Source organism: Acinetobacter sp. CY05 (assembly GCF_059515805.1).
Genome location: NZ_JCAKMW010000013.1, coordinates 1 through 18,826 on the forward strand (window position 1 = coordinate 1; position 18,826 = coordinate 18,826).

Annotated in this window: 21 protein-coding genes; 8 read left to right on the top strand and 13 right to left on the bottom strand. The window is 40.9% G+C overall.

The window, feature by feature from the left end:
- Positions 1–312: 312 nt before the first annotated feature.
- The 3 genes from tnpA (at position 313) to tnpC (ending at position 2,743) form a co-directional block, all read left to right on the top strand.
- Positions 313–741: an IS66-like element accessory protein TnpA gene (gene tnpA / locus AC5YCD_RS10115; protein WP_496129917.1), complete on the top strand. Its 429-nt coding sequence runs from the start codon at positions 313–315 to the stop codon at positions 739–741.
- A complete protein-coding gene (tnpB, locus tag AC5YCD_RS10120) occupies positions 738–1,076 on the top strand; it encodes an IS66 family insertion sequence element accessory protein TnpB (RefSeq protein ID WP_496129918.1) in 339 nt (112 codons plus the stop codon). The genes tnpA and tnpB overlap by 4 nt, the downstream gene beginning before the upstream one ends.
- A 74-nt stretch (positions 1,077–1,150) precedes the next feature.
- Positions 1,151–2,743, top strand: coding sequence for an IS66 family transposase (gene tnpC / locus AC5YCD_RS10125; RefSeq protein WP_496129919.1), 1,593 nt, complete (start codon positions 1,151–1,153; stop codon positions 2,741–2,743).
- Between the two features lie 27 nt (positions 2,744–2,770).
- On the opposite strand, the gene AC5YCD_RS10130 is transcribed toward tnpC, so the two are convergent.
- The 3 genes from AC5YCD_RS10130 to AC5YCD_RS10140 all read right to left on the bottom strand — a co-directional run bounded on the left by AC5YCD_RS10130 (position 2,771) and on the right by AC5YCD_RS10140 (position 5,775).
- On the bottom strand, positions 2,771–3,787 hold the full coding sequence (locus AC5YCD_RS10130; RefSeq protein ID WP_496129920.1) for an AbiH family protein: 1,017 nt from the start codon (positions 3,785–3,787) through the stop codon (positions 2,771–2,773).
- A gap of 74 nt (positions 3,788–3,861) precedes the next feature.
- Positions 3,862–4,242 (bottom strand): hypothetical protein, encoded by a 381-nt coding sequence (locus AC5YCD_RS10135; protein WP_496129921.1) that lies wholly within the window; start codon positions 4,240–4,242, stop codon positions 3,862–3,864.
- A gap of 123 nt (positions 4,243–4,365) precedes the next feature.
- A complete protein-coding gene (locus AC5YCD_RS10140; RefSeq protein ID WP_496129922.1) occupies positions 4,366–5,775 on the bottom strand; it encodes a D-2-hydroxyglutarate dehydrogenase in 1,410 nt (469 codons plus the stop codon).
- A gap of 339 nt (positions 5,776–6,114) precedes the next feature.
- Here AC5YCD_RS10140 and serA point away from each other — a divergent pair, with 339 nt between their 5' ends.
- Both serA and AC5YCD_RS10150 read left to right on the top strand, forming a co-directional pair.
- A complete protein-coding gene (gene serA / locus AC5YCD_RS10145) occupies positions 6,115–7,347 on the top strand; it encodes a phosphoglycerate dehydrogenase (protein ID WP_496129923.1) in 1,233 nt (410 codons plus the stop codon).
- A gap of 51 nt (positions 7,348–7,398) precedes the next feature.
- Positions 7,399–8,301, top strand: coding sequence for an EamA family transporter (locus AC5YCD_RS10150; RefSeq protein ID WP_496129924.1), 903 nt, complete (start codon positions 7,399–7,401; stop codon positions 8,299–8,301).
- A 15-nt stretch (positions 8,302–8,316) separates the two neighbouring features.
- Here the strand turns inward: AC5YCD_RS10150 and AC5YCD_RS10155 are convergent, their stop codons facing one another.
- Positions 8,317–10,086 carry a hypothetical protein gene (locus tag AC5YCD_RS10155; protein WP_496129925.1) on the bottom strand — a complete coding sequence of 590 codons (1,770 nt, stop codon included), beginning with the start codon at positions 10,084–10,086 and terminating at the stop codon, positions 8,317–8,319.
- A gap of 164 nt (positions 10,087–10,250) precedes the next feature.
- Between AC5YCD_RS10155 and AC5YCD_RS10160 the strand changes: the two genes are divergently transcribed.
- Positions 10,251–11,108 (top strand): EamA family transporter, encoded by an 858-nt coding sequence (locus AC5YCD_RS10160; RefSeq protein WP_496129926.1) that lies wholly within the window; start codon positions 10,251–10,253, stop codon positions 11,106–11,108.
- Between the two features lie 30 nt (positions 11,109–11,138).
- Here the strand turns inward: AC5YCD_RS10160 and AC5YCD_RS10165 are convergent, their stop codons facing one another.
- The 3 genes from AC5YCD_RS10165 to truB all read right to left on the bottom strand — a co-directional run bounded on the left by AC5YCD_RS10165 (position 11,139) and on the right by truB (position 13,376).
- A complete protein-coding gene (locus tag AC5YCD_RS10165) occupies positions 11,139–11,597 on the bottom strand; it encodes a hemerythrin domain-containing protein (RefSeq protein ID WP_496129927.1) in 459 nt (152 codons plus the stop codon).
- 94 nt (positions 11,598–11,691) lie between these two features.
- Entirely contained in the window at positions 11,692–12,459 is a 768-nt protein-coding gene (locus AC5YCD_RS10170) for a sulfite exporter TauE/SafE family protein (protein WP_496129928.1), read from the bottom strand.
- A gap of 8 nt (positions 12,460–12,467) precedes the next feature.
- Entirely contained in the window at positions 12,468–13,376 is a 909-nt protein-coding gene (truB, locus tag AC5YCD_RS10175; protein WP_496129929.1) for a tRNA pseudouridine(55) synthase TruB, read from the bottom strand.
- 110 nt (positions 13,377–13,486) lie between these two features.
- Here truB and AC5YCD_RS10180 point away from each other — a divergent pair, with 110 nt between their 5' ends.
- Together AC5YCD_RS10180 and AC5YCD_RS10185 are read left to right on the top strand one after the other, a co-directional pair.
- A complete protein-coding gene (locus AC5YCD_RS10180; RefSeq protein WP_496129930.1) occupies positions 13,487–14,494 on the top strand; it encodes a lipase secretion chaperone in 1,008 nt (335 codons plus the stop codon).
- Positions 14,495–14,536: 42 nt separating this feature from the next.
- Positions 14,537–15,508 carry a lipase family alpha/beta hydrolase gene (locus AC5YCD_RS10185; RefSeq protein ID WP_496129931.1) on the top strand — a complete coding sequence of 324 codons (972 nt, stop codon included), beginning with the start codon at positions 14,537–14,539 and terminating at the stop codon, positions 15,506–15,508.
- 49 nt (positions 15,509–15,557) lie between these two features.
- On the opposite strand, the gene rplS is transcribed toward AC5YCD_RS10185, so the two are convergent.
- From rplS to AC5YCD_RS10215, 6 genes are all read right to left on the bottom strand, one after another.
- Complete coding sequence (rplS, locus tag AC5YCD_RS10190; RefSeq protein ID WP_122900042.1) at positions 15,558–15,929, bottom strand: 50S ribosomal protein L19; 372 nt, start codon at positions 15,927–15,929, stop codon at positions 15,558–15,560.
- Positions 15,930–16,071: 142 nt separating this feature from the next.
- Positions 16,072–16,812, bottom strand: coding sequence for a tRNA (guanosine(37)-N1)-methyltransferase TrmD (trmD, locus tag AC5YCD_RS10195; RefSeq protein WP_496129932.1), 741 nt, complete (start codon positions 16,810–16,812; stop codon positions 16,072–16,074).
- Positions 16,813–16,839: 27 nt separating this feature from the next.
- The gene (rimM, locus tag AC5YCD_RS10200; protein ID WP_496129933.1) at positions 16,840–17,388 is read right to left on the bottom strand and encodes a ribosome maturation factor RimM; all 549 of its coding nucleotides are present in this window, start codon (positions 17,386–17,388) and stop codon (positions 16,840–16,842) included.
- A 17-nt stretch (positions 17,389–17,405) separates the two neighbouring features.
- On the bottom strand, positions 17,406–17,663 hold the full coding sequence (gene rpsP / locus AC5YCD_RS10205) for a 30S ribosomal protein S16 (RefSeq protein WP_122900046.1): 258 nt from the start codon (positions 17,661–17,663) through the stop codon (positions 17,406–17,408).
- Between the two features lie 148 nt (positions 17,664–17,811).
- Positions 17,812–18,282, bottom strand: a complete 471-nt coding sequence (locus tag AC5YCD_RS10210) for a type IV pilin protein (protein WP_496129934.1) — start codon at positions 18,280–18,282, stop codon at positions 17,812–17,814.
- Positions 18,276–18,824 carry a type IV pilin protein gene (locus AC5YCD_RS10215; protein ID WP_496129935.1) on the bottom strand — a complete coding sequence of 183 codons (549 nt, stop codon included), beginning with the start codon at positions 18,822–18,824 and terminating at the stop codon, positions 18,276–18,278. The genes AC5YCD_RS10210 and AC5YCD_RS10215 overlap by 7 nt, the downstream gene beginning before the upstream one ends.
- Between the last annotated feature and the right edge of the window lie 2 nt (positions 18,825–18,826).

The window sequence follows — 18,826 nt, forward strand, 5'->3', positions numbered from 1 at the left end:
TTCGCAAGAGATGCGATGGATGTCTGGTGATTTGTAGTCATAAATTTTAGTCCCCACTTGTTTTTAAGTGGGGACTAAATTAAGGCTTATAGGATGAATTCATAAGGTGTGTTCAGCGGACGCTTACAAAGTTCACATCAAAGATGACAATATTTATTCATCATGAAGGAGATCAATCAGAATCTTTCAATAGATTGAGATTGCATCGAGGATCTTTGTAATTCTCTACATAGTAAGCATCCGCTGAACCCCACTTTTCTAACCCATGAATATCACGATAGTGTCCACTAAAATTTAAGTGGACACCTATTTATGGATTTAAATACAGTTATAGACAGTACATCACCGCTAAAAAAGCCCCGTCGAACCTTCACGGCTGAATTTAAACACCAGCTTATTCAGCAGTGCCTGCAGCCAGATACATCAGTGGCCAAGGTGGCAATGCAACATCAGATCAATGCAAATCTGTTGCATAAATGGATTCGCCAGTCCATATCAATGCCCCCAGTTCTAAAAAGCCCACCTCATCCTCAAACCGACTTTCTTCCAGTCATTCTTCACTCGACTCCAGTCAGACAAGAAGTACCTCCACCACCTGTACCAGAGAAGAAAGCTCTCGCTCATATCAGAATTCCACTGCATCACGAACAAGATTCCGCACAGGATCAGATGATCGAGATCGATTGGCCTGTGGAATCAGTCACTGAATTACTCGTGCTGATACAGGGTTTGACTCAATGATCCGTATCGATGAAATCTGGTTGTCTACTCAACCGATGGATATGCGTGCAGGGGTGGATACTGCCATGGCTCAGGTGTTGAAAGCCTTTGGTTCGATCAAACCCCATTGTGCTTACCTGTTCTGTAATAAACGTGGTCATCGCATGAAAGTACTGGTACATGATGGCCTGGGCATCTGGCTGTGTGCTCGGCGTCTAGAACAGGGCAAATTCCACTGGGCCCAGGTTCATCAAGGTGAAACCATCTCACTCAGTTTGGAACAATTACAAGCATTAATACAAGAAGGCTTACCTTGGCAGAGAATTGGACAAGTGCAGGTCGTCACGATGCTCTAAACCAAGCCACTTGGTTCTGCTATTCTGCAAAGGTTCTATAGCATCGTATTTATAATTTCAGGCATACTATGTTCATGAATACGATGCCTGATTTAAGCCAACTGACCCATGAACAACTACTGGAATTCACCAGACAGTTGGCGATGCAGCATCAGCAATTAGAAAAATCAAATCAGCAACTAGATGCCAAAGTTCAACATCTATCCATTCTCAATCAAAAATACGAGCATGAGCTGGCACTGTTTAAAAAACACAAATTCTGCAGTAAAAATGAACATCTCACCGCCAAACAAATCCATCTGTGGGATGAAGCGGTTGAAGAAGATATCGCAGCAGTCGAGCTGGAACTGGAACGGCTGAATTCAGATAAAACCAATGTAACAACACAGAAAGCCAATAAACCTAAACGTCGTCCATTGCCAGATCATCTAGCGACTGTACGTATTGAGCATGAACCAGCATCAACGCAATGTGCTTGTGGATGCCAACTGCGTCGTATCGGTGAAGATGTCAGTGAAAAATTGAATTTCAGACCGGCACAGTTCTATAAAGAGCAACATGTACGTGGCAAATGGGTCTGTGATCAGTGCGATACGCTGACACAACAAGCGATGCCTGCGTATGTCATTGATAAAGGTATAGCAAGTCCTGAACTACTGACCCATGTACTGGTATCTAAATATGCTGATCATTTACCACTGTACCGTCAGCGCCTGATCTATCAACGGGCTGGTGTTGATCTTTCTCGATCTACTCTTTCAGATTGGCTTGGTCGCTGTGGTGTTGAACTAGAACCTCTAGCCAATGCCTTAAAAGAGGTAGTGTTGCAACAGCAGGTGATTCATGCAGATGAAACACCAGTCACCTTCATGCAACTTGGTGATCAAGAGAAAAAACCGAAAAAAGGTTATGTCTGGGCTTATGCCAGCACACAATACAATCCTATTCAGGCGGTGATCTATGACTTCCAGCCGAGTCGTTCAGGTCAGCATGCAGAAGACTTTCTGCAAGACTGGCAGGGTCATTTGGTCTGTGATGATTACAGTGGCTATAAAGCCCGTTTTAAATCAGGTCAAATCATTGAAGTGGGCTGCATGGCACATGCGAGACGTAAATTCCATGAACTGCATGTGACTGGGAAAAGTCAAATTGCTGAACAGGCATTAGTACTGATGCAAAAACTCTATGCGATAGAAGCAGAACTCAGACAAGCGACCATCAATACAGCACAACAACGCTACGACTATCGGCAACAACATAGTCAACGGGTGATGCAACAACTGTATGTATGGCTCAACCAGCATGCTCTCAAGGTGCCACCGAGTTCTGCCACAGTCAAAGCCATTAATTACAGCCTAAAACGTTGGCGTGCTTTAAGCCGCTATCTAGATGATGGCAATTTACCTATAGATATGAGCAGCATTGCTGCGCAAGGGGTAGAAAACCAGATGCGTCCCTGGGCCTTGGGACGTAAAAACTGGCTGTTTGCAGGTTCTCTACGCAGTGGTCAGCGAGCGGCGAATATCATGACGCTGATTCAGTCAGCAAAATTGAATGAGCTGGATCCGTATGCCTATTTAAGTGATGTGCTGAAAAGACTACCGACACATAAAGTGACCCAAATAGAAGAATTACTACCACACCGATGGAAACCTGATCCCCATTAAAATATAGCGATGGGGTTCAGCGGATGCTTACGTCACAGGATTAGTTGAGATTAATTGTTCCGCAATTTGCTCTTCTTGAAATAAAATTTCCTCCTTATACGAATCTAAGAATAAATAATCTGTTTCTTTAAATAATTTTTGGTGATACTTAGTAAAACCAAAAGCTTTTAACCTTATCAGTTCAGGGGCTTCCAGATCTGAAACTCCTAAAACAATATTCTGGCTAGCTCCGTGTACACCATGTAGGTAATCTATTTTGACTTCTGTATCCCTATAAATTCGAGAGTAAGTATCTGTATAATTGAAGGAAAAAATCTTACTAGGTCTTACCCAATCTTCTGCATCAATATTTATTTGATGAGCTAAAGGAATCAGCGTTTTTATCAATTTGTTAAGGTAGACATTAAAAATTCCAACAAATTCATTTAGCCCATTTAACAAATGACTTAAGAATAATGAAATATCGAAACCATTTTTCAAATGCTTATTGGGAGAAAACTCCTTATTAAGATAAAAGGTTGAAAATTCTCCGCCATTTTTCATCGACTTACGTTCTTGCACAAAATCAAAACTCTTAAGAATTTGAAGATTTCGTTGGCTAAACTTATTTCCTGATTCAGTAGTACTCTCTAACGCATCAACTGTCTTAGCAGATTCATTTAAGTCAGAAATATAAGGAAGTACATTCCCACAAGCTAACAAAACCTCTTCAATTTTATTTTCGAAATCAATCCAAGAACCTATATCTTTTGTATGCTTTTCAAAATATCTGTACCAAGTATTTTTTCCTAATTTATCTTTTAGATCAGACAAATCATCTGCACTCAAGTTAGCATTTGAAATATCATAAAAGAGCTTTGTATGAGTGATAAAAACATCCTTTTTGGCTAACAAATGAGAAAACAGGTTATCAAATCTCATATCTCCCTTTTCTAAATTCCAATCTTCTATACTTTTCATTACAATCATAAAGTGATCGTATTTAGTCGGCAAATAATGTGATAAGTCAAAACCATTGCCCACAATTAAAATATTTTCAGCCACCCTATCCCCCAATAAAAAAGCGTATCAATTGATACGCCTAACATAGAAGAATGGCTTAAAAAAGCAACCTAACTTTAGGGGCATACAGCCGTTTGGAAAGACTTGGTATTACTGCCACGGCTACATTTATAAGCCGCTTTCTTATCCACTAAATTCCATTGCTCATCCACTAACTTAAATTGATAGGTGGTACGAATTGCACTCACAGAATCATCCATTAAACCTGACTCTAAAACCGTCACTTGCGCGGCAGTTGGCGCTTCCACACGGTTAAATACCTGACGAATCTCGACTGCATTTAATTCTGATTCTAAATTTGGCTGCGCCTTTAACACCTGCTCAAGTGGCGTATAAGACGAATGCACCACCCCTTTGGCTTTATTAAATAAATTTTCCGTGGTGGCACACGCAGTAAGTGATGCCAATACAGCAGTTAAAGCGAAAAAACGTAACATATAATTATCCTTAATTGTGTTTATAAAATTTGATCATGCCGCGCCTAAAAAAAAAATTCTATGGCAAGACTGTATAAAAAAAGCCCCAACAACTGTTGAGGCTTTTTTGCTTAATTGATCATATTAAAGATCAAATAATTTACCAGGGTTCATAATACCGTTTGGATCGAATACTTGCTTTAACGCTTTCATGTATTCAATTTCTTCTGCTGAACGGCTGTATTCAAGATATGGCTTTTTGGTCATACCTACACCGTGTTCCGCAGAAATAGAACCGTCATATTTCTTCACAGTATCAAACACATATTTATTTACAACTTGGCATTTCGCAAAGAAGTCGTCTTTGCTTAAATCGGCAGGTTTTAAAATATTTAAGTGTAAGTTACCGTCACCAATATGACCAAACCAGCAGATTTCAAAGTCTGGGTAGTTGTCAGACACAATTGCATCAATTTCTTTAATAAATGCAGGAACATAGGTAATTAGTACTGAAATATCATTTTTGTATGGTGTAAATGGCGCAATCGACTCAGAAATATCTTCACGTAAACGCCATAAGCTCTCCACTTGGTCTAGGCTTTGGCTTAACACGCCATCCCATACCCAACCTTGTTCCATACAGTGCTCAAAGATTTCCATCGCCTTGTCCATAATTGGCTCAAATGGCGCTTCAAACTCAAGTAAGACATAGAATGGGCATTCGGTTGCAAATGGACGTTGTACATGACCATGATCAAGTACTTTTTGCATCGCAAGTTCACCAAAGAACTCAAATGCTGTTAAATCAATTTTCGCTTGGAATGCATGAAGTACAGGCATCACCGCTTCAAAGTCAGGTACACCCAGTACCATCACTTGTAAGTCTTGTGGTTGACGCTCTAGCTTAATTTCAGCTTCTGTGACTAAACCTAAAGTCCCTTCACCACCAATAAATAAGTGTTGTAGCGCATAACCTGTGGCATTTTTAATCATGCCTTTGTTTAAACGCAGTACATCACCTTTACCAGTCACAACTGTTAAGCCTAGTACCCAGTTACGTGTCATGCCGTATTTAATAACTTTAATACCACCCGCGTTGGTACCGATGTTACCGCCAATTTGACTTGAGCCCGCAGAAGCAAAATCGACTGGGTAATACATGCCCTGTTCTTCAGCATAGTTTTGCAACTGTTCAGTCACTACACCTGCTTGTACACGTACCATACGGTCAGCTGGGAAGAATTCCAAGATTTGGTTCATCTTGTCCATACTGATCACGATTTCACCGTTGGCCGCTACAGCACCCGCTGATAAACCAGTACGACCACCTGATGGTGTTACTGCAACATTAAATTGGTTGGCAAGTTTAACAATCTGTTGGACTTGCTCTGTGCTGGAAGGAAAAACGATGACCGATGGATTTGGGTCGAAGTGTTTGGTGTGGTCACGTCCCCAATTTTCGAGGCTGTCAGCATCAGTTTTAATACGGTTTTCACCGACGATAGCTGTTAATTGAGCCAATAACTCAGGTGTTAAAGCGACTGGAGCATTCATCGTTTGCAGACCTAGCAAGAAGTTTATTCACAAGAATATGAGCAAAAAACAAACATTTAAAATGAATATTTTTCATCTCATCATGCACAAAAATCGTTCCATTTTTTGGAGGTGGTTTTTGCGGGACACTATTATAAATCATTTTTGCCCAAGACTCGCAGAAAATGGCATTTTTGCTAATGTCGCTTACAAATTACAGGCTTAGTTAGACCGAAATTTTAAAATTAGGCGATATTTTCAACATGCAAGAAAATCCATGGGTCATAAAGCAAATGTTTATAGTGTATTTTCCTATGCTATCATATTGCCACTAAATTTGGCCTTTGTAGCGGAGCCGTAATGAGCCAACATCTTTCTCTACCTAAAGATAAAATCCGTTTCTTATTGTTAGAAGGCGTGCACCAAAACGCAATCGACACATTAAACGCAGCGGGATACACCAACATCGACTATCGTAAAACAGCGCTTGAGGGTGAAGCACTGAAAGAAGCGATTAAAGATGCGCATTTCATTGGTATTCGTTCACGTACTCAGTTGACTGAAGAAATCTTTGAAGCTGCGAACAAACTTATCGCGGTAGGTTGTTTCTGTATTGGGACGAACCAAGTGAACTTAGACGCAGCAATGCGCCGTGGTATTCCAGTATTTAACGCACCATATTCAAATACGCGTTCGGTTGCTGAACTGGTACTTGCTGAAGCGATTCTTCTTCTACGCCGTGTACCTGAAAAATCAACAGATACACACGCTGGCGGTTGGAACAAATCTGCGGTAGGTTCATACGAAACTCGTGGTAAGACTTTAGGTATCGTCGGTTACGGTTCAATTGGTTCACAATTGTCTGTGCTTGCTGAAAGCATGGGTATGAAAGTGATTTACTTTGATACAGTGACGAAATTACCACTTGGTAATGCACGTCAAGTCGGTTCTTTAGGCGAGCTGCTTGCCAATGCTGACGTGGTGTCTTTACACGTTCCTGATGTTCCGTCTACACGTAACTTCATGACCAAAGACCAGTTTGCACAAATGAAAGAAGGTTCAATCTTCATTAACGCGGCACGCGGTACATGTGTCGTGATTGAAGACTTGGCTGATGCTTTAAAATCTGGTCACCTTGCAGGTGCTGCGGTTGACGTATTCCCGAAAGAGCCTAAAGCCAACGGTGAAGAATTTGTTTCTCCACTTCGTAACTTGCCAAACGTGATCTTAACACCGCACGTTGGTGGTTCAACCATGGAAGCTCAAGCAAACATCGGTTTAGAAGTAGGTGAGAAATTTGTCGCTTACTCAGATAAAGGTATGACTTTATCTGCGGTGAACTTCCCAGAAATCGCGTTACCATTGACTGAAGGTAAACACCGTTTACTTCACATCCATAAAAACGTTCCAGGTGTGTTGTCTAAAATCAACAACTTGTTTGCTGAACATGGCATCAACATCTCTGGTCAGTCTTTAATGACTAAAGGCGATGTAGGTTATTTAGTCATGGACGTAGATGCGACGGCATCTAAAGAAGCACTTGATACATTACATGAAGTTGAAGGCACAATCCGCGTTCGCGTATTGTTCTAATTCAATTTAAATAAAAGCCACAGTCTTTAAGGCTGTGGTTTTTTTATTGTTATGCACACTCTTTTTCGCCTACCACAGCTGCACGCTATTATTTTGTTGATCATTGCCATGATCTCTATCCAAAGTAGTGGCTCCTTGGCCAAGGTTTTATTTGCCGATTTCCCGATTTTAAGTGTTTCCGCTATGCGCTTATTTTTGGGAGCAACTATGTTGGCCATTGTGTTTCGAATTTGGCAGGTCAATTTTAAACATATTCATTATTCGGCAATCATCAGCTATGGCATCGCCTTAGCGGGTATGAATATATTGTTTTACTTGTCTATTGCACGCTTACCTTTGGGTATTGCGGTGTCATTTGAGTTTATTGGCCCGTTAAGCGTAGCACTGTATTACGCACGGCAAAAGTTTGACTTTGTTTGGGTGGGTCTGGCCATTTTAGGGTTGGTGCTACTGTTTCCCTTTAATCACACAGCCTCACTTGACCCGCTGGGCATTTTCTTTGCTTTAAGCGCAGGTGCATGTTGGGCGTTGTATATTGTGGCTGGGCAAAAACCATCTGGGGTTTCGGGTAATCATACGGTATGTTTAGGCATGTGTGTGGGCATGCTGTGTTTAATGCCAGTGGCTTTATACATGGGCATGCCCAGTGCGGTGTGGCAACCTCATTATCTGATGCTCTTTGCAACTTTAGCCCTATTGGCCAGTGCCTTACCCTTTTGCTTAGAAATGTATGCCCTACGTCATATGACACCCTTGGCTTTTGGTACCCTGACCAGTTTAGAACCTGCCATTGCTGCATTATCGGGGTTTATTTTTTTAAGTGAACAACTGTTATGGACGCAGTGGTTGGCTTTAAGTGTGATTATTTTGGCCTCTATCGGTTGTACTGTTACCACACAGCAGGCTAAACAAAAAACTCAAGCTCAGCTTAAACAAGAAAAAACCACGCCATAGCGTGGTTTTATTCTATTAAGTTGGTGTGGTGACACATCCCTCATCACTATCTACACCCCCATCAATTCTAGATGGCGTTAACTCCATAATAAAAGACATTCCAGAGTTACGTTCAAATCCATATGAACCAAACATGGTGTCACAATAGCGACCATTTAACACCGAAGCAAATAGATTGATAGAGTGGATAGGCCCCTGATCATAGACCTCAAAACCTGTATAAGGTGCTGGTAATGCAATATGAGTACGTACACCAAATGGAATTTGATAAACCAGTGTGTTCCACTCTCGATTGGTGTTCTCTATTTCTACTGTTAACTCACATGGCTGACCTGTTAAATCTTCATCTACATTATAGGCTTTACATTCTGCGTAGAAATCAAGCCCCAACGTATCAGCTAAAGTTTCTAGCTCTGTCAGTTTAATCACCACATTTTCAGACGCATCTGAAATCTGCGTACCACGGTAACGTACCCATTGATTATTTTTCCACATTAAGGGGGTCTTTGCCTGCCATTGTAAATTTTGATGATTGGCTAAGGTACTGACTACCTGACTACTTGACAGACCAATGCTAAAAGGAATTTGGTTATTTAACACACCCTGACAAGACGTCGCTGTTCCATCTGCTAATTCACAACTGACATTATTTTTGGTGGTTGGCAGTTGCAATTGAATGATGACTGGTGAGTCCGTTGAACTTTGCGCTTGACCAATGAAACCATTTCCCACTCCATAGGCTTTCCAAGCAATACTTGCTTGGGTGGGTATGTTAACAACTTCTAGACCACTGACTGGAATATGTGAGTACTTAGTTACTCGAGAGCCATCATTTAAGCGAATCTCAGCCATTGCATGACAAGGTAAAGCTTGTCCTTCAGCCATACATTGCACCAATAAAGTACCGTCATTTTCAAACTCTAAATCCCAGTTCCATGTCGAAAAATGCGATACAGTGGCATGCACTGCCAAACCTGTCGAGGACTGAGCGGATTCGACTACATGGCCTATACCTTCTTCTCGCCATAAGCCTTTGGCTTCATCAAAATACCACATTGGAATTTCTGTACCGACTGTCATTTCTTGATTGGCAATATTTTCAATGGGTAAATCCATCATCAAATCTGCGCTTTTACCGCGAGCCAACTGTAAGGTTTCACCTTGTTCATTTTTAAAAGTTGCCGATATCATCCCTGCACTAATTAAATCCACAATATTGTTTTGATTATTTTGTGCTACACCATTGGCAGGCATTGCATTTAAATCAGTACTTTGAATATCCCAAGGGGTAAATTCGATGATGACTTTACCTGTGGCAAGTTGACCATTTGGACGTACAAATGCGTTCGCAGGAATAGTGATACTGGCATTTAGTTCTGAGCTTTCAATAACTTGTGCTTGTTCAATTGTAGCCACTTCAATTAGGTTTTTTACCATTAACAAACTTGCATTCATACTTTCAAGCTCTGAGGCTTTAATGCGTAGCGCTTGATTAACAAAACCTGCTTTTTCGATCTGCACCACAACATCCTGAGCAGCTTGTGGAATATTCACATTAAAATTGGCTTGACCTGCGGCATCTGTAGTAAAAGTTTGCCCTGCTATTTTAATTTTGGCATTGTTAATCGTGTTGCCCGTGGCTGTTAAGATTAAGGCTGAAACTTGTTTTTGAATTGTATTTTCTGTCGGTGGTGTCACTGGATCATTTGAACTCGATCCACCACAACCAATTAAACTCAGACCAATCATACTGGCCAATAGCACTTGCTTCCATGGAGATTGCATGTGTTTTTTCCTTATAATGGTTATAAAGTTTTGTTTAATAATGCTTCAACTATAGCTTGCAATTATATTGTTCATTTTTCAAGCAAATATAAGCATTTGATTACATTTTTGCCGGTATTATTTAAAGCTATAATAAACGCCAACTCCTATTCGAATTTTAACTTATGGCTCGTCCGCAATTGCTTGCAGTATTGTTTATGGTGCTTTCTATGATCTCGTATCAAATTAGCGCCTCATTTGCTAAACAGCTGTTTTTGCAGATTGATCCTTTAAGTGTCACGATTCTAAGATTATGTTTTGCATCAATAATTGTTTTTGTGATGTTCCGTTCATGGCATATTTTAAAGCGGCTGAGCTTTTTAAAATGGCGTGATTTAATCTGCTATAGCGCAGCACTATGTTTAATGAACGTGCTGTTTTATCTGTCGCTTGGCGAACTACCCCAAGGGATTGCGGTGGGTTTAGAGTTTATTGGGCCTTTAGGGCTTGCCTTACTTTCTATTCAAAAAGGTAGTGACTATATTTGGGTTGGATTGGCAATTTTAGGGATTGGCTTAATGGTGCCATGGCAGCAAGCACTAGCAGGTAATTTCTCAGTTTTTGGTGCGATTTGTGCTTTAAGCGCAGGTTTATGTTGGGCATTTTATATTTACTTTGGGCAAAAAGTGGTACAGCAAAACATTGGCATGCATGCGCTGACCATTGCTATTACGTTATCTGCACTGAGTTTATTACCGATTGGTTTATATCAAAATGCCCAAGCCTTACTTAATATCGAATATTGGCCGCAGGCGCTAGCCATCGCGATACTGGCGACTGCCATTCCTTATGCCTTAGATTTACAAGCCTTAAAGCGTTTAAGTAAATTAAGCTACGGTACTTTATCAAGTCTCTCGCCAGCTTTGGCTGCACTGACAGGTTGGGTATTATTGGGCGAAACCATCGCCTTTTGGCAATGGATCGCTCTGGGCTGCGTGATGTTAGCTTCAATTGGGGTTAGCATGCGAAGTAAATCCAGCTAAACGCTTGCCACGTTGAGCTCAATCACTCACTTAAACTAAGGCATCTTTATCAGACTTTTTATATTTTTGATATTCAGCTAAATAATGTTTGGCTAAACTGGTTTTTTCTTTGTCCGCTAAAATTTTTCCTGCTTGCTGGAAAAAACCGTGCTCTTCTTCATCTAAATGATGCAGCACAGTGTCTACCAGTTTCTTGGCTTTATTGAGCCAGCCTGGGTTACTCATTTCGAGTTCTGTTAGCTCTTCGAGCAACTCATCCATTTTATGATGTTCGGCTAAGGCATGGCGGGTAATGTTCAGACCTGAATCACTCATCATTAATGGAATATAAAAATAACGATCTTCCCCAACAGCATGTGCGAATAATTCATTTTTATAGCGCTCAAATAATGCTTTACGTTCAGGACTATCACCTGAGGTGTTTAGTAAAGCTTCCCCTAATTCACGTTGTTTTTGATGACTTTCTCTTAATGCTTCAAAAATATTCATAAATGATCCTTGGCGATAGCTGATGATCGGTTGAATATTTTTTATACTTAAAAACCCTATCGCTTGAATATAGTAAAGCTGTAACTTAAGCGCATTAACCTACAAAAATTTGATAGCTTAAACGTAAAATTAATACACTAACTAAAATTAAAAATAGGATACGAATAAAACCACTGCCATATTTAAGCGCCATTTTAACCCCAACCACAGAACCTAGTACATTCGCTACAGCCATCATTAGACCAATTCCCAGTAGCACATGCCCTGTAGGGGCAAAGAAACTTAATGCTGCTAAATTGGTGGTGAGATTGGCAACCTTAGACAATGCCGAAGCATGTAAAAAGTCGACTTTTAAATAGCGAATAAAATAAAAGATAAAGAAGCTACCGGTACCGGGACCAAAAATACCGTCATAGAACCCAATGATTAAACTGCCCACAGCAGCTAAAACCAAAAACTTTTTGGTGATTGCAAACTGTATATGTTGCTGGCCAAATTGCTTTTTAAGTAGTGTATAAACTGCAATTACAATCAGCATCATTAACACCAATGGACGCAAAATATCTGTTGGAATTAAAGTGACACAGGCTGCCCCTACAAATGAGCTAAGAAAAGCACAACTTCCAATCACCCATAAAAGCTGCCATGGCAAAGTGACTTTACGTAAATATGACCATGCAGCTGAAGCTGTACCACAAATTGAAGATAATTTATTGGTTCCAAATACGGTTGCGGGTGCAAGCTGTGGCATTGCACCCATCAGCGCGGGAATTTGAATTAGACCACCACCGCCAACTGCCGCATCAATTGCACCAGCAAAAAATGCGAAAATAATCAGGCTAATAATAATGTCTAATTCCATGAGAATTCCTAGTCGAGATTTAAAACGCGTTTGGGGATTAAACGTTTTTTATCGCTAATTTGTGCCAGACCTAAGCATTTTTCGCCATCAAAGACCAAGACCTGTGCTTCAGCAGCATGCTCAATATTACTTTCCATACCACGGCAGAAATACTCAGCGCGACCTTCAGGCACTTGGATATGAGGGAAGTGTTGCACAGGCGCAAAAGCAGGTAACAATAACGCATCGCGTTGTTGTTCGGTGAGGCTTTCAAGATGTTCAATAGTATAACTTGGAATTAAATCGAAGTGCCCGGTCTGAATACGGTGTAAATAAGTTAAGTGACCATATGTGCCCAATGCTTTAGCCACATCTTCACCTAATACACGAATATAGGTACCTTTAGAGCAGGTCACATCTAAAGTAATGCTGTTTTCATTAAAAGAGATAAGCTCTAATGCATAAATCGTAATTGGACGTGCTTCACGCTCAATTTCAATACCTTTACGCGCCAACTCATATAAAGGACGGCCTTCTTTTTTTAAGGCTGAATACATCGGTGGGACTTGCTGAATATCACCGATAAACTGTTGCAATACGGCTTGAATTTTCTCTTGCGTCAATTCAGGCACTGCTTTTTCTAACAGCACATCACCCTCGACATCACCTGTAGTAGTGCTGTGTCCTAAAAACACCGTGGTTTGATAACGCTTGGTAGAATCGAGTAAATAATGTGAAAACTTGGTGGCTTCGCCTAAACATATTGGCAATAAGCCAGAAGCCAAAGGATCGAGTGCGCCTGTATGCCCACCCTTTTGCGCGCGATACAACCAGCGCACTTTTTGTAACGCTGCATTAGAGCTAATCCCTAGAGGTTTATTAAGTAAAAAAACACCACTCAAATGGCGACGCTGCACTTTATTTGGAGAAGATTTCATAACAATTAAAGCCAAAAAAATTGGCTCATGGTAACAATCTGATAGTGAGCTGTATAGCTATTCAAAGGAGGTGTTTTTGCATTAAACTGCTGTATAAAAAGGATGTCTGTATGCCAAAATGGATTTGGATCTTGTTGTTGGTTTTACTTGGACTAGGCACATTGTTATTGTGGTTACGTCCCCATTCATCAACACCACCACAAAGTGTGCCGCAATCTGTGCCATTGGCTCAGCCAACTGCCTCACACACTCCTCATGCATCAAACACCACGGTACAAAGCTTAAGTCAGCAAGATACGCAAATTAATTGTCAATTGCGCTTAGATGCAGCCGCACAATTAATGGTTAATGAGCAAACCAAACAGTGTTTTGAGTACTTTATTAGTCAATATGGTGAAAAAGATTTAACGCAAATTGAACACGATTTTAGTAGCTATATTAAAACCGCTTATCACAGCCCAAGCCGTGAACAAATTTTAGATTTATGGCAACGTTATTTGGGCTATCGTCAAGCCTTAGCCAGCATTAATAAACCCGTAGGTGAAGAAAATGCAGCTTATTTTGCTGCCATTTTTACTGCTACAAAAAATTTACGCCAACGCTTTTTTAATAACGAAGAAATAAATGGTTTATTTGGTCAAGAAGATCTCTATCAAGATTACACCTTGTCTCGGCTGAGCATTTTAGAAAATCAAAATTTATCTGAACAAGACAAAGCACAGGCACTTAATGCTTTATTTCAAAACTTACCCACAGATTGGCAGGACAATTTAAAGAGCTTATCGCAACTTGAAGATTTGCGTAGTTTAAGCCAGCAACTCAAAGCCCGTGGAGGCAGTGCTGCGGAGCTTAAACAGTTACGTTTAAATCTAGTGGGTGCAGAGGCAACCGTTCGTCTTGAACAACTCGATCAACAGCGGCAAACATGGAAAAATAATGTACAACAGTATTTAGCTGCACGAGATCAAGTTTTACAAAGCGCATTAAGTGATCAAAGCAAACGACAAAATATTCTGCAATTACAACAACAGTATTTTCCTGAAAAACAACAACAATTACGTTTAGAGACGTTTGAAAATATTCATGATCAAGGAGGTGTTTTACCCTTTGCAGAATAACCTACCCCCCTGTTTAGGACAGAACAGGTTCAACTTTCGAGGATGATGTCTATGTTAAAAATCTGTTTATCGACTGTGTTGCTGGCAATGGCTTGTCATAGCTACGCCTCTAATAGTAGTCAAATAAAGACTAACTTTGTTATTTCGTCTTATGCCAAAACTCAATACCCCCTAGTCTTTGCCCATGGTATGGGAGGATGGATTCGTGCTGGTACAGATGAGTTAGGTGTGGATTATTGGTATCAAATTTTACCCGACTTAGCTCGTAATGGTGCAAATGTGTGGGCTACACGAGTTTCCCCGTTTAATTCATCTGAAGTACGCGGTGAACAACTGTTACAGCAAGTGGATGAAATTATTGCAATTACAGGCAAGGCTAAAGTCAATTTATTGGGTCATAGTCATGGGGGGCATAGTATTGCCTACGTAACCAACGTAGCCCCAAACAAAGTTGCTTCGGCCACTGCAATTGCGAGTCCATTAAAAGGCTCTAAAACTGCTGATTTTATTATGCAAGTCGAAGGCTCGCAGCTACAAGCACCTGTGGTAGATGTGGTTAATTTTGTATCTAAGATGCTGGTCTGGGCACAAAGCATTGAGTCAAATAGCTTTCCACATGATTCTTTGAGTGCTGGTAAAAGTCTTAGTTTGGCTGGTTCAGCCGCGTTTCAAACTAAATATCCATTAGGCATGCCAACATCCACCTGTGGCGATGGCCCTGCACAACAACAAGGGATCTACTTCTATTCATTTACAGGCACAGGTACGCTGACCAATGCTCTTGATCCTGATGGATTATTGGCAGTCACAGCAAAAATTACCGATGCTCAAGGCGATAATGATGGTTTAGTGACACGCTGTAGTGCCAAATTTGGTAAAACTATTCGTGATAACTACAACTGGAATCATCTCGACATTATTAACCAATTTTTTGGTTTAACGCATGTCTTTGCGCCCGATCCTGTTTCTGTTTACCGTCAACATGCCAACCGCTTAAAACTACAAGGTTTATAAAACAAAAAAATGCGCTACAAGGCGCATTTTTTTAAGCGTATAAAGCAGATTATTTTGCTTTACGAGCTGGTAATTTTTCACGGATACGTGCAGCTTTACCAGACAATTCGCGTAGGTAGTAAAGTTTAGCGCGACGTACATCACCACGACGTTTCACTTCGATACCAGCAACGATTGGAGAGTGAGTTTGGAAAACACGCTCAACACCAAAACCGCTAGAGATTTTACGTACTGTGAAAGCAGAGTTTAAGCCACGGTTTTTCTTAGCGATTACAACGCCTTCGAAAGCCTGAAGACGTTCACGCTCGCCTTCTTTTACTTTAACTTGAACAACAACTGTATCACCTGGTGCAAAAGCAGGGATATCAGTTTTTAACTGTGCATTTTCAATAACTTGAACTAAAGGATGCTTACCGCTCATGGGGTATCTCCAATATGTGCGAGTCAGAAGCGGTCTGATCTTCGCAGGGTTTAGAGGCTAAAGCGCATAAACCCGATTATATTTCTCTTTACACTTGACCACTTCAAGATATAAAGAACCTATTAAAAGCACCTAAAAAATTTTAGATACCTGAATCTTTGAGCCATTTTTTTTGCTGCTTGGTCAACTCAACTTGCTCAACCAATTCTGGTCGACGTTCAAGTGTACGCTGATAACGCTGCAAAAAGCGCCATTTTTCAATATTTGCATGATGACCCGATTTAAGTACCTCAGGCACATCCAAACCTTCAAAATGGTCAGGCTTTGTATATTGTGGGCAGTCAAGTAGACCATCCACAAAAGAATCTTGCACATGCGATTGTTCATCGGACATCGCACCTGGAAGTCTGCGAATAATGCTGTCCAATAACACCATGGCAGGCAGTTCACCACCCGATAACACGTAATCACCAATTGACCATTCCTGATCAACATATTTTTGGATTAAACGTTCATCGACCCCTTCATAACGCCCGCAAAGTACAATCAAGCCGTCGTATTCAACAAACTGCTGTACCGCATGTTCATGTAGAGTTTGACCTTGTGGTGACATATACACCACTGGGACATTGGTTTTTCCTGCTTGTTGTGCAAGTTGTTTGGCATGTTGAATCGCTTGAGCCAAAGGCTCAGCCATCATGACCATGCCCGGACCACCACCAAATGGACGTTCATCCACTCGTTTATAGTTACCCGTTGCAAAATCGCGTGGATTAATACAATGAATTTGCATTAAATCGCGTTTTGCTGCACGCCCGCTAATACCGTAGGCTGTAATCGCTTCAAACATCTCAGGAAAAAGCGTAATCACTGCAAAAAACATCGCAGATTCCTCTATTTCCTATAAGACTTAGTAGTCTACGCCCCAATTTACGTAGATACGACCAGCTTCTAGATCAACGCGTTGTACCACATCTTTATGCCATGGGATCAAACGCTCTTCAGCATCAACGCTGTCTGGTGTGGCATGTACCACCATAACATCGTTGGCACCTGTTTCAAACATTTCATGGATTTTACCAAGGTTTACTTCTTGTTCATCTTCATCTAGACCTAACACAGTTAAGCCTTTTAAATCTGACCAGTAAAACTCATCCATCCCTGCTTTAGGAAGTTGCGCTTTTGAAATCCAAATATTAGCGCCAACTAAGCCATCTGCTGCTGTGCGATCACTCACACCTTTTAAGCTGACAACTAGACCTTTGCCATGTGGTTTCCAACGTTTTACATCTACCATTTGCCAACCTGCTTTGGTCTCAATGTACCAAGGCAGGTAGTCAAATATGTTGCTCATGGGTTCTGTATTGGAATAGACCCAGAGCCACCCATTCAACCCATATGCTGAACGTAGCTGTCCAATCTGAATACGATCTTCTGGAACATTCTGTGCTGGTGTCATGGGATTACCTACTGACATTAAGCAGTAGCAGCCGCTTTCTTAGCTTGAGCAGCTAAAGAAGCAACACGTTCAGAAGGTTGAGCACCTTGAGCGATCCAGTGAGCAAAACGTTCAGTATCTAAACGAAGTTTTTCTGCTTTACCTTGAGCTGTAGGGTTGAAGAAACCAATACGTTCGATGAAACGACCGTCACGTGCATTACGGCTATCAGTTACGATAACTTGATAGAAAGGACGTTTTTTAGCACCACCGCGTGCAAGACGAATAACAACCATGATAGAACCTTATAGTTTTTACGGATTATCCCTGTACCGACCATCGATACATTTCAAACCCCTTTCATAGAGGGCAGTATTTTACGCGATCTTTTTTAGGAAAGGAAGATTAAAAAATGATTTATCCACACCTTTGAATTTCATCCGATCAACGGCCATCCCAGTTCGTTATCGCAGTAATCTTATACTCACCCGACTCATCTTTATTACAAATGCCTTTATTTTCCTTATCCCAACAACGATATCCCTTAGATGTTAAAACTAAAATACCATCATTGGCTTGGCGAGTTCCAGCCTGTGGCCTTGCGATCAAATACCAAGTAGATGAACTCACAATCTCTAGATCAAGCGCATAAAGCGCTGTGTCATGCCGTGGTAAAGTTTGCGGTACAAACTTTAATGGGCCAGTCTCAGCACTACTATCTGCCAATAAACTACGATGGGTAATTAAGTACTGCTGTAACTGTGCGCCAATTTCAATCATTTCAGCTTGTGCGGCAACACGGTTGACTTTTATCTGATAGCGTTCATAACTTGGAATCGCAATTGCAGCTAAAATCGCAACGATCGCCACAGCAATCATAATCTCGATTAGGGTAAAGCCATTTTGTTTTACCATGCCTCGCCCATCCCTGTCTGATTTTCTGCTACACAGCGATATGCAGCGGCATCAACTTGATTGATGGTTTTACATTGTAAACCGTCACTGGTCATTACAAGACTATAGTTGGTTTTATCATGACTTATCGCTTTCATTTTCCAACGATGTCCAAGGCCATCACCTAAAAAACCATCATCGCCTGCTGAAGTCTTAACTGCATTTAACGCTGTTGCTTTGTCTCCATCTAGTAATGTGAGTATATATTTCGCATTACTACTGTTGCTACCAATTGGTAAGTATAGCGTTCCAGTACTCTCATCTATTGAAACTTTTGCCGCATCATCAAAGGCAGAAGCTAGACTAAAACCATTATAGGTAAAACTTCGTCCTTTATAGCGCTCGAGCTGATCGGCAATCTTTTGCATCTCCTGCTGTGCCTGACTTAAATCAGCACGGCGAATATAGTTTTTATAGCTTGGAATTGCGATTAAGGTGAGGATGGTGATGATCACCACCACCACCATGAGCTCAATTAAAGTAAAGCCTTGAGATTGTTTCATAA